Annotated in this window: 18 protein-coding genes; 15 read left to right on the plus strand and 3 right to left on the minus strand. The window is 51.9% G+C overall.

All coding sequences use genetic code 11. The annotated features are described in order from the left end of the window. Positions 1–56 precede the first annotated feature (56 nt). The 8 genes from ccoN (at position 57) to hemH (ending at position 7,263) form a co-directional block, all read left to right on the plus strand. Positions 57–2,180, plus strand: coding sequence for a cytochrome-c oxidase, cbb3-type subunit I (gene ccoN / locus BLS59_RS24715; RefSeq protein WP_091153969.1), 2,124 nt, complete (start codon positions 57–59; stop codon positions 2,178–2,180). Positions 2,181–2,187: 7 nt separating this feature from the next. Then, positions 2,188–2,379: a hypothetical protein gene (locus BLS59_RS24720; RefSeq protein WP_091153975.1), complete on the plus strand. Its 192-nt coding sequence runs from the start codon at positions 2,188–2,190 to the stop codon at positions 2,377–2,379. Beyond that, positions 2,376–3,248, plus strand: a complete 873-nt coding sequence (locus BLS59_RS24725; RefSeq protein WP_091153978.1) for a cbb3-type cytochrome c oxidase N-terminal domain-containing protein — start codon at positions 2,376–2,378, stop codon at positions 3,246–3,248. The genes BLS59_RS24720 and BLS59_RS24725 overlap by 4 nt, the downstream gene beginning before the upstream one ends. Positions 3,249–3,252: 4 nt before the next feature. Then, complete coding sequence (gene ccoG, locus BLS59_RS24730) at positions 3,253–4,620, plus strand: cytochrome c oxidase accessory protein CcoG (protein WP_091153982.1); 1,368 nt, start codon at positions 3,253–3,255, stop codon at positions 4,618–4,620. Between the two features lie 3 nt (positions 4,621–4,623). Beyond that, positions 4,624–5,046 (plus strand): FixH family protein, encoded by a 423-nt coding sequence (locus BLS59_RS24735; protein WP_091153986.1) that lies wholly within the window; start codon positions 4,624–4,626, stop codon positions 5,044–5,046. After that, positions 5,043–5,732, plus strand: a complete 690-nt coding sequence (locus tag BLS59_RS24740) for a sulfite exporter TauE/SafE family protein (RefSeq protein ID WP_091153989.1) — start codon at positions 5,043–5,045, stop codon at positions 5,730–5,732. The genes BLS59_RS24735 and BLS59_RS24740 overlap by 4 nt, the downstream gene beginning before the upstream one ends. A gap of 92 nt (positions 5,733–5,824) precedes the next feature. After that, positions 5,825–6,175 (plus strand): hypothetical protein, encoded by a 351-nt coding sequence (locus BLS59_RS24745; protein WP_091153991.1) that lies wholly within the window; start codon positions 5,825–5,827, stop codon positions 6,173–6,175. A 68-nt stretch (positions 6,176–6,243) separates the two neighbouring features. Continuing rightward, positions 6,244–7,263 carry a ferrochelatase gene (gene hemH, locus BLS59_RS24750; protein WP_091153994.1) on the plus strand — a complete coding sequence of 340 codons (1,020 nt, stop codon included), beginning with the start codon at positions 6,244–6,246 and terminating at the stop codon, positions 7,261–7,263. A gap of 12 nt (positions 7,264–7,275) precedes the next feature. On the opposite strand, the gene BLS59_RS24755 is transcribed toward hemH, so the two are convergent. The 3 genes from BLS59_RS24755 to BLS59_RS24765 are packed head-to-tail and all read right to left on the minus strand — an operon-like array spanning position 7,276 to position 11,024. Next, positions 7,276–8,487, minus strand: coding sequence for an acetate/propionate family kinase (locus tag BLS59_RS24755; protein WP_091154002.1), 1,212 nt, complete (start codon positions 8,485–8,487; stop codon positions 7,276–7,278). A gap of 27 nt (positions 8,488–8,514) precedes the next feature. Further along, positions 8,515–10,608: a phosphate acetyltransferase gene (gene pta, locus BLS59_RS24760; RefSeq protein WP_091154006.1), complete on the minus strand. Its 2,094-nt coding sequence runs from the start codon at positions 10,606–10,608 to the stop codon at positions 8,515–8,517. A gap of 11 nt (positions 10,609–10,619) precedes the next feature. Next, on the minus strand, positions 10,620–11,024 hold the full coding sequence (locus BLS59_RS24765; RefSeq protein ID WP_091154009.1) for a hypothetical protein: 405 nt from the start codon (positions 11,022–11,024) through the stop codon (positions 10,620–10,622). A 228-nt stretch (positions 11,025–11,252) separates the two neighbouring features. On the opposite strand from BLS59_RS24765, the gene hemA reads away from it, so the two are divergent. From hemA to BLS59_RS24800, 7 genes are all read left to right on the plus strand, one after another. Then, positions 11,253–12,488 carry a glutamyl-tRNA reductase gene (gene hemA, locus BLS59_RS24770; RefSeq protein ID WP_091154013.1) on the plus strand — a complete coding sequence of 412 codons (1,236 nt, stop codon included), beginning with the start codon at positions 11,253–11,255 and terminating at the stop codon, positions 12,486–12,488. Positions 12,489–12,512: 24 nt separating this feature from the next. After that, entirely contained in the window at positions 12,513–13,622 is a 1,110-nt protein-coding gene (locus BLS59_RS24775; RefSeq protein WP_091154017.1) for a 3-oxoacyl-ACP synthase III family protein, read from the plus strand. A gap of 68 nt (positions 13,623–13,690) precedes the next feature. Beyond that, positions 13,691–14,488 carry a universal stress protein gene (locus BLS59_RS24780; protein WP_091154022.1) on the plus strand — a complete coding sequence of 266 codons (798 nt, stop codon included), beginning with the start codon at positions 13,691–13,693 and terminating at the stop codon, positions 14,486–14,488. Between the two features lie 167 nt (positions 14,489–14,655). Next, positions 14,656–15,252, plus strand: a complete 597-nt coding sequence (locus BLS59_RS24785) for a YceI family protein (RefSeq protein WP_091154025.1) — start codon at positions 14,656–14,658, stop codon at positions 15,250–15,252. Between the two features lie 2 nt (positions 15,253–15,254). Next, the gene (locus BLS59_RS24790) at positions 15,255–16,607 is read left to right on the plus strand and encodes a hypothetical protein (RefSeq protein ID WP_091154027.1); all 1,353 of its coding nucleotides are present in this window, start codon (positions 15,255–15,257) and stop codon (positions 16,605–16,607) included. Positions 16,608–16,661: 54 nt separating this feature from the next. Further along, positions 16,662–17,069 (plus strand): hypothetical protein, encoded by a 408-nt coding sequence (locus tag BLS59_RS24795; RefSeq protein ID WP_091154030.1) that lies wholly within the window; start codon positions 16,662–16,664, stop codon positions 17,067–17,069. An 11-nt stretch (positions 17,070–17,080) separates the two neighbouring features. After that, positions 17,081–17,656: a YceI family protein gene (locus BLS59_RS24800; protein ID WP_091154033.1), complete on the plus strand. Its 576-nt coding sequence runs from the start codon at positions 17,081–17,083 to the stop codon at positions 17,654–17,656. Positions 17,657–17,658: the final 2 nt, after the last annotated feature.

Below are 17,658 nucleotides of genomic sequence, written 5' to 3' on the forward strand. Positions count from 1 at the left end.
CGGTCATTCCCTGGAAAAATGACCCCAGCTAATTTTACACCATCAAAGAATTAAATATGCAGCCCGAAAAATTTTACTACGACAACAAGATCGTCCGGAACTTTGGCATAGCGACCGTCATCTGGGGGATCGCCGGCATGACCATCGGCCTCCTGATCGCTATTCAGCTCTATTATCCGGGCGCGAATATGCACAACCAGTACACCACCTTTGGCCGGATAAGGCCGCTGCATACCAATGCGGTGATCTTTGCCTTTGTCGGCAATGCGATCTTTATGGGGGTCTATTACTCCCTGCAGCGCCTGCTCAAAGCGAGAATGTTCAGCGACACGCTAAGCGCCATCCATTTCTGGGGCTGGCAGTTGATCATCGTCAGCGCGCTGATCACCCTTCCCTTAGGCTTAACCACCTCGCATGAATATGCCGAACTGGAATGGCCGATTGATATCGCGATCACCGTGATCTGGGTCGTGTTTGGCTGGAACATGTTCGGCACGATATTCAAGCGCCGGGAAAGGCACCTGTATGTAGCCATCTGGTTTTACATCGCCACCTTTGTCACCATCGCGGTACTGCATATTGTCAACTCCGTTGAAATACCTGTTACTTTCTGGAAAAGTTATATGGTTTATGCCGGTGTGCAGGACGCGCTGGTGCAGTGGTGGTACGGGCATAACGCGGTAGCGTTCTTCCTGACCACGCCTTACCTGGGGATGATGTATTACTTTTTGCCCAAGATGGCTAACCGCCCGATCTATTCCTATAAACTGAGTATCCTGCATTTCTGGGCGCTGATCTTTATTTATATCTGGGCAGGGCCTCACCATTTATTGTATACCACCTTACCCGGCTGGGCGCAATCCTTAGGCGTGGCATTCTCGATCATGCTGATCGCGCCAAGCTGGGGCGGTATGATCAATGGCTTGCTAACGTTGCGGGGCGCCTGGGACAAGGTGCGTGACGATGTGATTCTCAAATTTATGGTGGTTGGCCTGACCGCCTATGGTATGGCTACCTTCGAAGGCCCGATGCTGGCATTGAAACAGATTAATGCCATAGCCCACTTTAGTGACTGGATCATCGCCCACGTACACGTCGGCGCTTTAGGCTGGAACGGCTTTTTAACCTTCGCCATTTTATACTGGCTGATCCCCAGGATCTACCGTACCGAACTTTATTCTAAAAAATTGGCTTCTTTCCACTTTTGGATCGGCACATTGGGTATCTTATTTTACGTGATCCCTTTATACTGGGCCGGTTTTACCCAGGGGTTGATGCTCAAAGAATTTACGCCGGAAGGCATCCTGAAATACAATTTCCTGGAAACGGTATTACGCATCGTACCGATGTGGGTTACCCGTTCACTGGGCGGCGGTATGTACCTGACCGGTGTGATCGTGATGGCTTATAACCTGACCCGTACCGCCTTGCAGGGGCAATTACTGGCCAATGAACCCGCACAAGCGATGCCATTGGAACCGGTAAGCGCCATGGTTAAAGAAAGTACCTGGCACCGCAGGCTGGAACGCAGGCCCATACAATTTATGGTACTTGCCCTGGTCGTGATCCTGATCGGCTCCTTTATCGAGATCATGCCGACCTTAACCATTTCTTCCAATATCCCGACGATCGCCAGTGTGAAACCCTATACCTCTTTAGAATTACAGGGCAGGGACCTCTACATCCGCGAAGGCTGTGTGAGCTGTCATTCGCAGACCGTCCGGCCCTTCCGTTCAGAAACGGAACGCTACGGCGAATACAGCAAAGCCGGGGAATTTGTTTATGACCACCCGTTTCTATGGGGTTCCGAAAGGAAAGGGCCCGACCTGGCGCGGGTGGGCGGCAAATATCCCAATGCCTGGCACTATAATCACCTGATGGACCCGCGGCTGATGTCACCGGGAAGTATCATGCCCAACTATGACTGGCTGCTTACCCAGGACCTGGATACCAGCACCACCGCTGCCAAGATCGCCGCGCTGCGGAAAGTGGGTGTGCCATACCCTGCGGGTTATGAGCGCATCGCCAACCGGGACCTGGACCGGCAAGCCAAAGCCATTGCGGCGGACCTGGCGGAAAACCATATCCGGGTTTCCAGCCGGAAAGAGATCATTGCCATTACGGCCTACCTGCAACGGCTGGGCATGGATATTAAAGCAAATAAAACAACTACTAAATAACACTGTCATGTTCGATCAATTTGTCAAAGACGTTTCGGGGAAGGAAATGTACCTGATCTTCTCCCTCTGGATATTCCTGGTATTCTTCGTGGTGGTGAGCATACTGCTTTTTATAACCAAAAAGCAGTATATCGACTATATGGGCGATCTTCCTTTGGAAGACGGGACACCGGACGCATCTCAATCTTTACCCTTATGAAATACTTGCGCACCCTCCTCCTGGCCGGGCTTTGCCTGGCCGTACAACCGGCGCTGGCAGCTGATGACCATAGCCTGATACCCGGTGATGTTGAAAATTATATCGGCTACGGCGCGATCATGCTGCTGCTGCTGCTGATCATTGTGGCTTTACTGGTCATTTTGCGGGCCTTTAACATCGTGACCAGGCTGGTGCTGAAAGCGGATGGCTACAGCGACGAACAGATCGAAGCGGAACTCCACCCGGTAAAAATTAAAAAGCCGAAAGCGGAAGTCTGGAACAAACTGCTGTCGCTAAGGCCCTTAGCAGAAGAAAAAGAACTGTTGATCGCGCATGATTATGATGGTATCCAGGAGCTGGATAACCCGATCCCGGCCTGGTTCATGTACCTGTTCTATATCACGATCATTTTCGCGGTCGGCTACCTGCTCAATTACCATGTATTTCATACCGGGCAACTGCAATATGAAGAATATAAAACCGAGATGGTGCAGGCCGATGCGGCCAAAAAGCTGTACCTGAGCAAAGCGGCTAACCAGGTTGATGAAAATACCGTCAAACTGGTGAAGGACCCCGCGGTGCTTGCCGCCGGGCAGGCGGTTTTCAAACAGAACTGTGTAGCCTGCCACGGCGATCATGCGCAGGGCATGGTAGGCCCTAATTTAACGGACAATTTCTGGCTGCACGGGCACAAGGTCAATGACCTGTTCAAAACCGTCAAATACGGCGTTTTAGCCAAAGGGATGCCGACCTGGGAAAAGGTTTTGTCACCCGGGCAGATCTCGGCGGTGGTCAATTATGTCAAATCCCTGCACGGGACAAACCCGGCTAACCCCAAAGCACCGCAGGGAACGGAAGAAAAGGATTGAGCTCATGAACGGATTACTGGAGGCAAAAGATAGCGGGGAAAGGAAATGGCTCTATCCACTGGTGCGTAAAGGCAGGTATTACCGCTGGCGCAGCGCGATCAGTTATATTTATTTGCTGCTTTTTTTTACGGGCCCGTTCCTGCGGATAGCCGGCCAGCCTTTATTGCTGCTTAATATCATGGACCGGCAGTTTGTATTGCTGGGGCAGGTGTTCTGGCCGCAGGATATTTTCCTGTTCATGCTGGCCTCGCTGGTGTTTGTCGTTTGCGTCGTCGTGTTTACCATCGCTTTTGGCCGGATCTTCTGCGGCTGGATCTGCCCCCAGACCATATTTATGGAAATGGTTTTCCGCAAGATCGAGATCTGGATCGAAGGCGGCGGTAACCAAAGTAAAAAGCTGGACGAAGGACCCTGGGACCAGGCCAAGATCCGAAAAAAAGTAATTAAGCACTTCCTGTTCATTATCGTCTCCTTTTTGATCGCCAATACTTTTCTGGCTTATATCATCGGCAGTGATAATTTAATAAAAATTATGGTTGAACCCATTGATCAGCATTGGATCGGGTTTTTGAGCATCTGGGTATTCACCGGTGTTTTTTACCTGGTGTACAGCCGGGTACGCGAGCTGGTTTGTACGGTCATTTGCCCTTACGGAAGACTGCAGGGCGTATTGATGGATAAGCATACGCTGGTCGTCGCCTATAATGAACCTCGCGGCGAACCTCGTGGAAAACTGGATAAAACCGGGCTGTTGGCAACGGGCGATTGCGTGGACTGCAGTTTATGCGTGGCCGTTTGCCCCACCGGTATCGATATCCGGAACGGTACGCAAATGGAATGCATCAATTGCACCGTTTGTATCGATGCCTGCGATGAGGTGATGGACAAGATCCACAAACCGCGTAACCTGATCGGGTACTTCTCGGAGGATATGATCCACGCTAAAAAAACGCCGTCGTTTAACGCCAGAATGATCGGCTACAGTGCGGTGATCATGGTATTAGTGGCGGTCATGGGTTATTTTATTTTTAGCCGGAGCGATATGGATATCACCGTGATGCGCGGGGCGGGGATGCTGTACCAGGAACAGCCCAATGGTTATATCAGCAATATCTACAACGCCGACATTACGAACAAAACCAATAAAGACCGGACGATCACCCTCAAGGCAGAGGATCCGGCCATCCTGATCAAATATATCCAGGCTCCCGGCATCGTCACCAAAGGCAATGAAGTAAAGGCGGTCTTTTTTATCCTGATACCGGTCAGCAAACTGACTTCACTCAAAACCGATGTCCGGCTGCAGCTGCGTTCCGGTAATCAAATCCTGCAAACGGTGACCACCACTTTTGTGGCGCCATTAAACAATTAAACTATGAACTGGGGAAAAGCAACGATCATCATCTTACTGGCCTTTGTGCTTTTTATAAGCGGCCTGAGCTACTATATGTTCCGCTCGCCCGCGGATGAATATGACCGTCAGTACTACGAAGACGGATTGAACTTTGACCATGATTACAACAGGGAGGCGCAGGTCAGCAAGGATCATGCACAGCCCCGGATCACGGTTAGTGCCGATTCGATCCAATTCAATTTCCCGCAAAGCGTTAAAGGCCGGGTAAAACTCATGCGGCCGGCGAGTGACGCCAGGGATACGAGTTTCGCGCTTGATAATACCGGCGGGAGGGAGATCAGCCTGGCAACGGAATCACTGACTAAAGGTAAATGGCAATTGGTACTGGAATGGACGAGCAACCAAAAAGCTTATCTGTACCAGCAAGCGATCACGATCAAATGAGCAATAACGCGGTCGCCTTTTTTATCGGTTTGTTCGGCAGCGTGCATTGCGTCGGCATGTGCGGCCCGCTCGCGCTTGCGATGCCCTCGTTCCGGGACCGCTGGTGGCTGGTCATTGCCGATAAGATCCAGTATAACCTGGGCCGCGTACTGACTTATTCTTTTTTAGGGCTGCTGATCGGTTTCATCGGTAAACAATTATGGCTGGCCGGCCTGCAGCAGGGGGTGAGCCTGTTCAGCGGCCTGCTTATTCTCCTGGCCGGTTTTTCGGGTATTTTGAATCTCCGCATGACCGGTAACCGTATCCTGTCACCCTTGCTGGCCCCGGTCCGCCGGCTGTTAAACTATGCGCTGCGGCATAAAGCCGGGCACCTGGTCATCGGGCTTCTCAATGGTTTTTTACCCTGCGGGTTTGTTTACCTGGCCCTTGCCGGCGCGATCAATACCGATGCCCCGCTCAGCGCCGCGGCCTATATGTTCTGGTTCGGCGCCGGTACTTTCCCCTTAATGCTGCTGGCTACCGTCAGCGCAGGCTTTGTCGGCCCGCTTATCAGGAAGCGCATCAATAAGGCCATGCCATACCTGATGGTTTGCCTGGGTATCTGGTTCGTTCTTCGCGGATTGAACCTGGATATTCCCTATCTGAGCCCGGCAAAACCGGCATCGGGCGTGGCCATTTGCCATTAGCAGAAAATGACGCAGATCATTTTTGCGGATGCGCCCGGTCATGGCTCCGCCGGCATTTATCCCGCAATTTTGTACCATAAAACATTCCTATTATGGCAACGCTAAAAATACACCTGCCCGCCGCATGGGCAAACGAAAAGACCAATCAAAAAGACACGCTAACTCTACGGACGAAATGGCTGGCCTTTGCCGACAGCCAGGCCCCTTATAAAACCGCCTGGTTCCTGGTATCGCTGATCGCACAGGGCGTTCTGTTCCTGCCCATTCCCGCGGTGTTGATGTATTATTACCAGGCGCCGGTCGCCGTGCTGGCTGTAACGATGACCCTGTTCTTCGGCAATGTGATCTGCGGCATGGGTGGCTCCGGCATACGGGTCGTTATCGGCGCATTCGCTTTAAGCGTGTTCATTCACCTGTTCATGCTGGCCGTCTTTATAGGGTGAGCCCTTTCCTCAATAATTAATTAAACAGTTGAAGGCCGTCGGTTATTGCCGGCGGCTTTTTTTACCGTATGACCGCAAAACAAGGCGTTTTATTAGTTAACCTCGGCACACCGGACAGCCCCTCAGTAAAGGATGTCCGCAGGTACCTGGCGGAATTCCTCATGGACGGCCGGGTGATCGACGTTCATCCCTTCTGGCGTAACCTGCTGGTCAGGGGCCTGATCGTGCCGTTCCGGGGGCCGCGCTCCGCAGCACTGTACCGCCAGGTCTGGGATGCCCAAAATGGCTCGCCATTGCTCCATTACAGCCGGTTGCAACAGCAGCTCTTACAGCAGGAATTAGGCGAAACATGGGTAGTCGCGCTGGCGATGCGCTACGGGAACCCATCCATCGCCGCCGCAATGGCAAACCTGCAAAACGCTAAAGTCACCAGGATCCGGGTGATTGCCTTGTTCCCCCAATATGCCTCCGCCACGACCGGCTCGGTGCACCAGCAGGTCATGGACCTGGTCAGCCGCTGGCCGGTCATCCCTGAAATTTCGTTTGTCAACTCCTTTCATGACCTGGAATTACTGATCGGCGCTTTCGCTGCGAACGGGCGGAAATATCAGCCGCATTCGTATGATCATATATTGTTCAGCTTCCATGGCCTGCCGCAGCGGCAACTCCTCAAAAGCGATCACATGCGGGCACATTGTTTCCAAACAACGAATTGCTGCAGCACGTTTGACGCGAAGAACCGGCATTGTTACAGCGCGCAATGCCATCATACCGCCAGCCTGATCGCCGGGCAGTTGCAGCTAAGGCCTGACCATTTTACAGTTTGCTTCCAAAGCCGGCTGGGCCGCGAGCCCTGGCTGCAGCCTTATACCAGTGATGTGATCAGACAGCTGGCCGCTGAAGGAAAAAAAAGATTGTTGGTATTTTGCCCGGCATTCGTAGCAGACTGCCTGGAAACCCTACAGGAGATCGGCCTGGAATACCGTAAGGCCTTCCTCGACGCAGGCGGCGAAGAACTGCAGCTGGTAGAAGGCCTGAACGGTTCACCGGTTTTTACCCGGGCGCTGGCAGCGCTGGCACGCGGATAATCCAACTTTTGTTTATTTTTTATGCAATAGCTCCATACACTGATGGGCAATCTCCAGTTCTTCGTTCGTGGGAACGATCAGCACTTTTACGCGCGAACCTGCGGTGTTGATTTCCCGGATGCCCGGCGCTGCGGATTTGTTCTTTTCGGGATCCAGCGCGATCCCGCACCAGTCCATATCCCGGCAAACCATTTCCCGCAGCCTTACGTCGTTCTCGCCCACGCCCCCGGTAAACAAGATGGCGTCGGCGCCGGAAAGAACGGCGCTATAGGCGCCTATAAATTTTTGAATACGGTAAGCGTAGAGTTCATAGGCCAGTTTGGCTTGTTCGTCACCCTCGCTGATCAGCCGGCCGATATCCCGCATATCGCTGTGCCCGGTTAAGCCCAGCATGCCGCTTTGCTTATTGAGCAGGTCCGATAGCCGTTCCGAGGTATAGCCCTGTTGTTCGATCAGGTACAAAATCACCGAGGCGTCAATATTTCCGCAGCGCGTACCCATAACCAGTCCGTCCAGCGGGGTAAGGCCCATGCTGGTATCCAGGGAACGCCCCGCTTGTATAGCCGCCATGCTGCAGCCGTTACCCAGGTGCATGCTAATGATCCTTGCATCCGGCTTATCCAGAAATTCCATCGCCCTGGCGGATACATATTTATGACTGGTACCATGAAAGCCATAGACCCGGATACCGAAATCCTTATAAAAATGATCGGGTATCGCGTAAAGATAGGCTTTGGGGGGCAGGGTCTGGTGAAAGGCCGTGTCAAAAACAGCGACCTGGGTCGCTTGCTTAAATACGGCTTCTGCGACCTCGATGCCCTTATAATGCCCCGGATTATGCAGCGGGGCCAATGGGAAGAGCTTTTTAATTTCCGCCTTGACTTCGGGCGTAATGACGGTGGTTTTGGTGAGCGTTTCCCCGCCATGTACAATACGATGGCCAACAATGGCGACTTCGGCCGGGTCGCGAAGGATACCCGTTCCCGGTTGGGTCAGCAATTTGGCAGCCAGCCGCATACCTGCTTCGTGATCGGCTAAATCCTGCTGTAGATTAGTGGTAGTTTCCTTGCCTTTCTGCCAGACCTTATGTGTGATGATACCACCGGTCAGGCCGATCCGCTCGATCAGGCCGCTGCAAACCGGTTCCGGCGAAGGCATTTGAAACAGCTGGTATTTGATCGAACTGCTGCCGGAGTTGATTACCAGTAAATTGGTCTTATGCATATTTATCAATTGTTCAGATTCATTGGTTTAGGATTGCTGTGCCTGGATGGCCGTGATCATGACGGTATTAAAGATATCATCTACCGTACAGCCGCGGCTCAGGTCGTTTACCGGTTTGTTTAGTCCCTGCAGCATTGGGCCAATGGCTAATGCGCCGGTTTCCCGCTGTACGGCCTTATAGGTATTATTACCGGTATTCAAATCAGGGAAGATCAGGACGCTGGCCCTGCCGGCCACTTCAGAATCCGGCATTTTCTGCCGCCCGACCACGGGGTCAACCGCGGCATCATACTGGATGGGGCCTTCTACCTTCAGGTCCGGCCGCCTTTCCTTAACCAGACCGGTCGCGCGCCGTACTTTATCCACCTCTTCGCCGCTGCCGGAGCTGCCGGATGAATAGGAAAGCATCGCGATCCGCGGTTCAATCCCAAACAGGCTGCTGTTGTCGGCCGAGGAGATCGCAATGTCGGCCAGTTCTTCGGCTGTCGGGTTGGGATTCACGGCGCAATCGCCGAATACAGAAACCCGGTCCTCCAGGCACATAAAAAACACCGAAGAAACGGTGCTGATCCCGGGTTTGGTTTTGATGAATTGCAGTGCCGGGCGTATGGTATGCTGCGTGGTATGGCAGGCCCCGGAAACCATGCCGTCGGCATGTCCCTTATAGACCATCATGGTGCCGAAATAAGAAACATCGGTCATCAGGTCCCGGGCCATTTCCAGGGTCAGGTTTTTCTCTTTCCGCAGTTCATATAAGGTCTGTACGTAATCGGCATAGTTTGCTGAATTTGCCGGGTCAATGATCCGGACACGCGCAGGGTCTAAAACGATCCCCAGGCGTTTGGCGGCAGCTGTAATGTCCGCCGGTTTCCCCAATAAGGTCAGTGTAACCAGCTGCTGGGCGGTCAGCCGCGCCGCGGCCAGTAGTATCCGGTCGTCATCACCTTCCGGTAAAACAATATTTTTGAGCGCCCGCCGCGTCCATTGGCTGAGTTGGTACTGGAACATATGGGGCGTGATGGCCTCCGAGTGGTAAGTCACCAGGCCTTTCTCCAGCGCAGGAATATCCAGGTATTGGTTAAAGGCGTCCATAGCCAGCTGTATCTTTTTACTGTTTTCAGGTGTTATCCGCGTTTTGACGGCGCCGATTTGCGTGATCGTTTCAAAGGTCCCGGTAGCGACCGCCATGATCGGCACGACATGCTGCAAGCCTTCGATCAGCCGCAGGACCGGCTCTTCAGGTTCGATACCCGCGGTCAGCACAATGCCGGCCACGCGCGGATAACTCGAAGAAAGGTTTGCCTGCAGGGAACTGATAATAATGTCCCCGCGGTCACCCGGAGTAACGATCAGCACATTCTCCTTTAAATAATTCAGGAAATTGGGCACCTGCATCGCGCCGGTCACATAGTTGTCGACCTGGTTGTCCAAGTAAGCTGCTCCAAAGAGCAGTTTTGCGCCCAGGTTTTCCCGGATATCCTTTACACTGGGGTTTTGCAGGGCGGGGTCCGCCGGTATAACCGCGGAAATCATGCCGGCCGGTAACTGGGCGGTTAATAATTCACGGATATCATCCGCCTGTGCGGGTTTAACTTTATTCGCGATAACCGCCAAAACGGCGATGTCGCGCGACCTGAAGGTATGGAAGAAATTAAGGCTTTCCTGGATGACCTGCGCCGTCGTCTTATTTTCGCCGGAAACCACCAGCATAGCCGGCGCGTTGAGATTTTTAGCGATGAGCATATTGGTTTCCAGCTCAAAAGCGGTTCCCTGCCCGGTAAAGTCGCTGCCTTCCAGTACGGTAAAATCGAACTGGCTTTCCAGCTTTTTGTACTGGCTGATGATCTGGTCGATCATTTCACCCTGGCGCTGCTCCTTCAGGTATTGCATGGCTTCCTGGCGCGTAAACGTGAAAGAGTCTTCATAGGGGATGGCCAGCTGAAAATGTTCGATGATGGTACGGATATGCAGGTCCTGCTGCCTGGGGGTATCTGGGCTGATCACCGGCTTAAAATAGCCGATCTTCTGCGCTTTTCCCAGCAGCATAGCCACCAGGCCGAGGGCGATGATCGATTTGCCGCTATAAGGTTCAGCCGAAGCGATAAAAATGGTTTTGGTCAAGTTTCAGTAGTTTATTGGTGCATGCGGTAAACATTGATACAGGCATATTTGATCGATTTTAAATCTAAAAGCGCATTTTCTACCTTTCCCTTTAAGAGCATATAATCCTCGACCAGCTGCAGGCTGATCCTGGTATCGGGTTCAACAATCAAAGGCTCCAGTTTGTTCATATAAATGAGCACTTCCTGTTTGAGCTCCGTATGCGCCGCTTCCCGCAGGGAAAGTGCTTCCATCATATCCTGCTGCTTTCGCTGCTGCCCGCTGCCCGGCAGCGGGATGGCAAATTTACCCATCAGCTCCATTAAGAAGCGGAGCTCTTCTTCCAGGAAAGCGATATCGGACAACCATTGTTTACCGGTCAGGTAAAGTTCCTGTAATTCAAACTCTAATTCCTGATCTTCCTTGACTCTTACCATTGCGTTAATTTTTATCAGACAAATATCCCGGCTTTAAAAATCCGTTCAAAGGAAGACGGTCATTAAAAAAAATGACCTTCATCAGTCCATAGGGGAAAGAAAGGCCCGTATTTGTCTGTAATAAGTCAATAATGACCAAAGTCATCTTTGCTACTGATATCCGTCACCCGGATCATCACCCTGATGCTGATATTTGTGGTTAAGAAATTAACCGTATAATTATTATCCATGAATACGAACAGGCTCCCGGACATGGCAGGCTTTTTTTTGGCAGGCATCAGCTATCAAAAGACAAATGCGCCGGCCAGGGGATGGTTTGCCATCGACCAGCAACAATATGCAACCTGCTTAGCACAGGCACCAGCCTTTGGGATCGGGGCGATGTTTATACTTTCCACCTGTAACCGTACCGAAATTTACGGGTTCGCGACGGATCCCCGGGCACTGATCAATGTATTATGTACCGTAACCAAAGGCAGCGCCGCGGCTTTTACCGACCAGGCTTATCTGAAAAAAGGCAGGGAGGCGATCACGCATTTATTCCAGGTTGGCGCGGGCCTGGATTCGCAGCTGCTGGGCGATTATGAGATCGTCGGGCAATTAAAACAAGCCGTCAAATTTGCCAGGGACCGGGGCTTTATCAATACCTTTTTGGATCGCCTGGTAAGCACCGTACTGCAATCCTCGAAAGACATTAAGAACAATACCGCGCTGAGCAAGGGCGCCGTGTCTGCGGCTTTTGCAGCGGTACAATATATCAAAGCTGCGGTCACCCGGCCCGCTGACCGGCGTATACTCCTGGTAGGTGCCGGTAAGATCGGCTGCAGTACCTGCAAGAACCTGGTGGACTACCTGGGCGCCACTCAAATCGTTGTGGTTAACCGTTCGGAAGCAAAGGCCGCCGGCATCGCAGCAGCCTTGCACCTGACCTGTGCGCCCATGGCGCAGCTGGCTGAACAGGTCGCTTTAGCGGATATCATTATCGTAACGACCAATGCGGCTGCGCCCCTTATTTTGCGCTCACACCTGGAACATACCAGTCACAAACTGATCATCGACCTTTCTCTGCCTGGTAACGTGGATGCGGAAGTAAATCAATTATCGCATATACAATTAATCGGCCTCGATGAGATTTCAAAATCGAATGACCACTCCCTGCGGGACCGGCAGGCAGATATTCCGAAGGCCAACGCGATCATCGCGCGGCACCTGGATGATTTTTTGGACTGGTGCCGGATGCGCAAAAATATACCTATCTTGAAAGCTATCAGCATCCGGCTGGGGGAGATCGCGGCACAGCAGCAACGCGCTGTAAATGACCCGGAAATGCCGTCCGTATGCCATACGGCCGAACAAAAGATCCGGCGCGTCATTGGCGGAACGGCGGAGAAAATGCGTACGGATAACCACAGCGGCTGCTATTATATTGAGGCGATCAACGAATTACTGACGGATTTCAGTTAAACCGGCAGCCCCTAATTTTTGAACATGGAACAACAAAGACATGCCCTGATCACCGGGAGCGGGAGCTATATCCCCACACTTAAAGTGACCAACGAAGATTTCCTTAGCCACACCTTTTATGGCCCGGATGGGACCCTGCTCCAGAAATCCGGCGAGGAGATCATCCGGCAGTTCGAGCTGATCACCGGTATCCGGGAAAGAAGATACCTGACCGATGATCTGGTCGCTTCAGATATGGCGTACTTTGCTGCCAGGGACGCCCTTGGGTCAGCCGCCATAGATCCGGAAACCCTGGATTATATCATCGTCGCGGATAATTTCGGGGATATCCGGGCGGAGAACCGCCGGAGCGAACAGGTGCCTTCGCTGGCCGCCAGGGTAAAGCACCACTTAGGTATCGTTAATCCGCAGACCATTTGTTACGATCTGCCGTTTGGCTGCGCGGGCTGGCTGCAGGCGGTGATCCAGGCGGACGGTTATATCCGTTCGGGCGAGGCCAGCCAGGTCCTGGTGATCGGCGCTGAAACGTTATCGCGCATCTGTGACCCGCATGACCGGGACAGTATGCTTTACGCGGATGGCGCGGGCGCCGTGATCATATCCGCAGCACCAGCTCATGAAGCAGCCGGTATACTGGCGCACCTGACCCGGTCCTATGGCGGTGAACTGGCTTATCTATTGCAGATGGGCCGGTCCTCAAATCCGGCTTACCCGGAAGATACCCTTTTTCTTAAAATGCAGGGCCGGAAACTATATGAACAGGCCCTGAAATTCGTCCCTTTGCTGATCAGCGACTGCATCGCGAAAGCGGGCTTGAGCATCGGCGATATTGACCAGGTGTTGATCCACCAGGCCAATCAGAAAATGGATGAGGCTATTTTAAAACAATTGTATGTGCTGTACGACCTTAAACAGGTGCCGGATCACCTCATGCCCATGACGATCTCCTGGCTGGGTAATAGTTCGGTGGCGACCCTCCCTACTTTATATGACCTGCTTTCCAAAGGCGAGATCCCCCACCATCGCCTGCCCCCCGGCCGCACGGTCGTTTTTGTTTCGGTCGGCGCCGGCCTGAATATGAATGCCGTCGTTTATCAAATACCACAAAGTGACCATCATCATTACGCCGGCTGATCCTCATCATGTGATGGCTGCAGCATAAACCGCAGTTTTACGGCTAAGAGCTTTAAAACGTGTTTATCATGAAAACCATTTTAGTATTAACCGATTTCTCCATCAATGCGGACTATACCGCCCATTATGCCCTGCACCTGGCACAACAGATCAAAGCCAATATATTGCTTTGCAATATTTATGCGCCAGACGGGGAGCAATTATCCAGTGCTGAACAAAACAGTATCGAAGACCTCGGGGAACTGGCCGCCCGATTGAGGACGGCCGCCAATAAAGAAAATGCAGCCGTGTTCCGGCCGGAGATCAGCCAGTGCAGCCTGGAAGGGTCCGTTGCCGGCCGGATCAATGAAATAGCCGCTGGCAATCACGTGCTGCTGGCTGTCATCAGCAGTCACAACGCGGGCCTGCTGTCCACCATGCTTTCCGGCGACCACGCACGTGACCTGATCGAAAATGCCGCGTTACCGGTACTGATCATTCCTTACCAGGTCCGGTTCAAAGGCTACAGAAATATTGCCTTCGCGCGGAACAGGGATACGGCCCATACCGGTATCCTGCAAACCTTGTCAGGTCTGGCTGAGGACACCGGCGCCCGGTTATGGGTTGCCCAGGTCACCGGTAAGGTTCCTGCCGAAAATGAAGAGGCGGAACTGGCGCAATTTTGTAAGGGAATCAGGTACCGCCTCATCAGGAGCCGTGATATTGCGGCAGGTCTTAAACTGCTGAGCTCTGAGCGGGAGATCGACCTGTTGGCATTGGTTCATCAAAAACGGAACTTTTTGCAGCGTTTGCTGAGGGGAAGTATCACCCAAAAAATGATGCATCATCCTTTTACACCCTTGCTGGTCTTCCCGGAGGCGGTATAAGCCGCCCGCCCTAAATGCCGGGAAAGCCCGCTGCGATCGTCGCCGCGGGCTTTTTTATGCCTTAACTACCGCCGGTAAGTGATTACGATCATGTTTGCGGCGCACGGTCATCATTCCCTGCCGCAGGAGCGCCGGCTACCTTTGAGCATCAAATAAAACAAAAGACCATGAAAAATTTAAACCAGCAGCTTGCAAAGATCGCTGCCCTCCTGATGATCGTCACTGCGGCGGCCCTGCCACAAAAAGGGGCGGCGCAGACCACTTATAAATTAACCACAGACAAGGAGGTGAACATCAAAGTTCTCGGCTCCTCCAATGTGCATGACTGGACCATGACTTCCACCGCGATGGAAAGCCAGGGCGACTTTAACCTCGCGGATCATCACCTGCAAACCCTCAGTTTCCGTTTGGCGGTGACCAGCCTGAAAAGCGAGCATACTTCTATGGATGACCGTACCTATAAAGCGGTCGACGCCAAAAAGTTCCCGGACATCAGTTATAAACTAACTGCTGCCGAGGTAACCACCGTCGATGCGCATAAGTACCTGATCAAAACCAAGGGGAACCTGACTATTGCCGGTGCCACCCAGCCGATCAGCATGGACGTTACCGCGGTGGTCAATGCCGACAATACCATTACCTGCAGCGGCTCCAAAAAAATCCAATTAACCGATTATGGCATTAAACCCCCAACTTTTATGCTGGGCGCCATGAAAGTCTACAATGACCTTACCATTCAGTTTAACCTTATTTATAAAAAATAATCATGAAAAATCTATATCTGATACTCGTAGCCCTGGCGCTGTTGCCCCTGGGTGTAAAAGCCCAGCAAGGGCAAATGCAGTTCTTCCGTCCTAATGACCAGCGCGGCCTGAATATCTTTGAAACTTCTAAAAAAGACACGGTAGCTTTTACCGGGTTGAAAGTAAAGATCGGCGGCAACTTTGAACTGAGTTTCCAGGACCTGACCGACGGGAATACGGCCCTACCCAAAACACAAACCGGCTTTACCGGTAATGTGAACAGCCTGATCAAGTTGATGCCCGGCTTTAACCTGCCGATGGCCAACCTGAATGTTGACGTGCAGCTGGCAGACGGTATCCGGTTGAACCTGACCTCTTACCTGGCTACCAGGCACCATGAGGATACCTGGGTAAAAGGGGGGTATATCCAGTTTGATAAACTGACCTTCCTGCACAGCGACTTGGTAGATCAGCTGATGAAAAGCTTTACCATCAAGATCGGCCAGAATGATGTGGATTACGGCGACCAGCATTTCCGCAGATCAGACGGCGGCAATACGATTTATAACCCCTTTGTCGAAAATTACATCATGGATGAATTCTCCACCGAAACCGGCGCCGAGATCTATTATCACCATAAATCAGGTTTCTTCCTGATGGGTGGGATCACCAACGGTGAGTTAAATGAAACCGTAGTTGCGCCTACCAAAATCGACTCTGCAACGAAACAAGTCAACAAATATCCACCGGCTTATCATGGCAAGATCGGCTTTGATAAACAAATCAATGAAGATACCCGGATCAGGTTATCCGGCTCCTTCTATACCGTGAGCAGCGCAAACAGCAGTACTTTGTTCGGCGGCGACCGTACCGGCTCACACTATTATTATATCATGTCCAACCAAAATATAGCCAATGGCACCACGCTGAACAACGCGGTGGATTACAACGCCTTTTCAGGCAGGTTTAATCCCGGCTTCAGCGAAGAAGTGCATACCTATATGGCCAACTTGTTTTTAAAACATAAAGGCCTGGAGTTCTTCGGAACTTATGAAGATGCGCGTGGCAGGTCTATTACCGAAACCAGTAACCGCGGAGCTAAACAATATGCGGTTGACGTGATCTACCGCTTCCCTGCAAACAAAGAGAATTTCTGGGTAGGCGGCAGGTATAATACCGTTACGGCAACTATTGCAGGAAATCCTGCCGATGTGACCATTAACCGCGGCGTAGGTTCCATAGGCTGGTTCATGACCAAAAATATTATGATGAAGGCCGAATACGTTGACCAGGTTTATAAAAATTACGCTAACACCAATATTCTTAACGGCGGCCAATTCAACGGCGTTATGCTGGAAGCCGCTATCGCATTTTAATTCCATTTAAACATCCCTGGGTTTGCCCGGGGATGTTTTTTTAATTCATCAACCATGAAAAAGATCCTGATTTCCGGTTTTATCACCGGCTGTATCCTGTTCGTCTGCAGCTATGGCGGCCTTTACCTGGCCGTACGGTTTTTCCCCGCCTTGTTTACCGAATACAACAACCCCTTGTTTAATTCAGACGGTAACCGGGATTTGCTTTTTTACCTGCACGCGTTCATCTTCAGCTTTGCATTGGCCTGGTTCTGGGACCGGTTTAAAAGCTTATTCAAAGGCCCGTTCTTATTAAAGGGAATAGAGTTTGGCCTGGTCTATTCCATCGTCGCCTTGCTGCCGGTCATGTGGATCTCCTTCAGCGCCCTGGATGTTACCATCGCCATGGTGCTGAGCTGGTTCGGCTATGGATTGATGCAGGCGATAGTCGCCGGGATCGTCCTGGCAAAAATTAACCCGTGATCCCAAAAGCCATGTGGTACAAACCTATCTTATGGATCAGTTTATTGTTGTTTTGGCCGCCCGAAAGAACCCGGTGGGTGATCGCGGAAAACAGCAGCTTAAGCGTCAACGGCAGTACGAACATCAATAAGTTTTCCTGCGAGATCCCAAGCTATGATCAAACGGATACCCTGACGGTCAGCAGGAAAAGCAAGGAGATCGCGCTAACCGGGAATGTCGGCCTGAAGATCATAACTTTTGACTGCCATAATTCCATGATGACGCGCGATCTGCGCAAAACGCTGAAAGAAAGCCAGTTTCCCCGCCTCTATATCCGTTTTTTATCCCTGAGCGAAATGCCGCAGCTGCGGCCGGAGCCGCAACAGGTCACCGGTTGGGTGAATATTGAACTGGCCGGGGCCACTAAGCGGCTGGAGATCAATTACCAGGTCTCTATGGATGACCAGAAAGTGATCCACCTGCTGGGATCGAGGAATATCAATTTCTCTGATTTTAACCTGGTGCCGCCAAGGAAATTAGGCGGCATGATCAAAACGAACGACCAGCTAACGGTGGCCTTCCACCTCCGGATGTCCGCCGTCAACTAAAC

It is taken from the genome of Mucilaginibacter pineti (assembly GCF_900101875.1).
GTDB lineage: Bacteria > Bacteroidota > Bacteroidia > Sphingobacteriales > Sphingobacteriaceae > Mucilaginibacter > Mucilaginibacter pineti.